Annotated in this window: 3 protein-coding genes; 1 reads left to right on the top strand and 2 read right to left on the bottom strand. The window is 78.0% G+C overall.

Translation table 11 applies throughout. The annotated features are described in order from the left end of the window. The coding region (locus ABZ914_RS33825; RefSeq protein ID WP_500198245.1) for a hypothetical protein at nt 1–654 on the bottom strand (654 nt) is incomplete at its 3' end. 29 nt (nt 655–683) lie between these two features. Then, nucleotides 684–1,256 (bottom strand): TetR/AcrR family transcriptional regulator, encoded by a 573-nt coding sequence (locus ABZ914_RS33820; RefSeq protein ID WP_190856486.1) that lies wholly within the window; start codon nt 1,254–1,256, stop codon nt 684–686. Between the two features lie 105 nt (nt 1,257–1,361). Between ABZ914_RS33820 and ABZ914_RS33815 the strand changes: the two genes are divergently transcribed. Further along, on the top strand, nt 1,362–1,994 hold a 633-nt coding region (locus tag ABZ914_RS33815; RefSeq protein ID WP_500198243.1), incomplete at its 3' end, for an LLM class flavin-dependent oxidoreductase.

The raw sequence follows: 1,994 nt of genomic DNA, 5'->3' as shown, positions 1-1,994 counted from the left end.
CGCGCGCTTGGCGCGTGCCGCGCTCGTCCGCGTGACCTTCGGCCGCTCGGCCTTCTTCCCCGCCGGAGCGGCCGGTTTCCGCGCAGCGGGAGCCTCCCCGGCAGAAGCGGCCTTCTCCTGCGGCTTCGGGCGCTTCGCGGCCTTCGGCTCCCGCTCCGCCCCGGTCTCGGGGGCGAGGGCGAAGCCCGCCGGGACGAAGCCGGTGTGGCTGCGCGGCTGCGGCAGCCGCCCCTCCCGCACCTCGTCCGCGACCTCCTCGTCCACGGTGGCCGCCTGCAAGGTGTCCTCGACCTCGCGGACGGCCTGGTCGCGCAGCGGACGCCCCGCCTCGGCCGCGAGCTCGCCCGCGCGGCGCAGCAGCGCCGCGACGAGCCGGGCCCGCTGCCGCTCCAGGTCGCCGAGCCCGCCGCCGGAGCCCCACGCCTCCCGCATCCGCGCGCCGACGTCGAGCAGCCCGCCGAGGTCGTCCGCCGCCGACCGCGCCAGCAGGTTCACCGCCCAGGCCGACAGCGTGGGCCTGCGCAGCCCGGCGATCCGCTTGGCGAGCGCGGCGTCGCCCTCGGTCCTGGCCTCGCGCGCCAGGCGCGTCCGGGTCGCCACGAACTCCTCCGGCACGACGCCGTACAGCTCGTCGGCCGCCGTTGAGAACTCCACGACCGTCTCCTACCCGCCCGGACGCGGCCTCAGGGGCGCAGCGCGTCCTCGACCAGGGCGAGGAGGCGGGCGGGCTGCCCGGGGTCGTGCGCCGCGCCCTCGGTGGCGAGCGCCACGCCGACGACCAGCTGCGTCATGTCGGCGGCCGTCACGTCGGGACGCGCCGCGCCGGCCCGCTGGGCGTGGCCGAGGACGCGCCCGGCCGCGTCCCGGATCGCGGCGTGGCAGTCGAAGCCGAGGTCCGGCGGCCCCGCCAGCGCCGCGCCGCCGAGCCCGTGGTCGCCGCTCGCGTGCTCGAGGAAGGCGCGCAGCCAGCCCGACAGCGCGGCCGCGGGGGTCTCCGAGGCGATCAGCAGGTCCGCGCGGGCGCACAGCCGCTCGACGCGGTCGGCGAGGACGGCGGCCAGCAGCGCCCGCCGGGTGGGGAAGTGCCGGTAGAGGGTGCCGGGGCCGACGCCGGCGCGCCGCGCGATCTCGTTGAGGGAGGCGTCCGGGCCGCTCTCGGCGAACGTCTCGCGGGCCGCCGCCAGCACCCTCTCGCGGTTGCGGCGGGCGTCCGCGCGCAGCGGGCGCCCGGGGCGCGTCTCGTCCGCCGTGGTCATCGCCCCATCCTCGGCCGTCGCGGCCCGGGTAGCCAACTGGAGAAGTTCTCCGTATCGTACCCGGAGAGGAACCGGAGAAGTTCTCCGGAAATCGGGAGGCATGCGATGCAGCGGGACGGGCTCGGCCGGGTCGGGATCTGGACGTTCGCGTTCGACGGGCAGCCGGCGGGACGGGTGCGCGAGGCGGCGGCGGAGATCGAGGAGCTCGGCTACGGGGCCATCTGGTTCGGCGAGGCGTTCGGGCGCGACAGCGTCGGGCAGGCGTGGCTGGTGCTGGGCGCGACGCGGCGGATCGCCGCCGCGTCCGGGATCGCCAACATCGCCTTCCGCGACCCGATCGCGACGGCGGGCGCCGAACGCACCCTCGGGGAGGCGTTCCCGGGCCGCTACCTGCTCGGACTCGGCGGCCACCGGGCCGGCGACGCCGGCGAGCTGGACGGCTACGCGATGCCGCCGGTCGGGCGGCCGGTGCCGATGATGCGGGCCTACCTCGACGCGATGGACGCGGTGCCGGTGCACGGCGTCCCCGCCGATCCGGCGCCGCGCCGGGTGCTGGCGGCCCTCGGGCCGAGGATGCTGGAGCTGGCGGCGGAGCGGACGTGGGGCGCGCACCCGTACTTCGTGCCCGTCGAGCACACCGTGCGGGCCAGGCGGATCATGGGGCCGGACGCCTTCCTGGGCGTCGAGCAGGCCGTCGTGCTGGACACCGACCCCGCCCGCGCCCGCGAGATCGCGCGG

Origin of the sequence: Spirillospora sp. NPDC046719, assembly GCF_040645715.1 — a bacterium.
Lineage (GTDB): Bacteria > Actinomycetota > Actinomycetes > Streptosporangiales > Streptosporangiaceae > Spirillospora.
The sequence above is the reverse complement of the archived record's forward strand: the minus strand, read 5'-3'. Positions and strand labels throughout refer to the sequence as shown.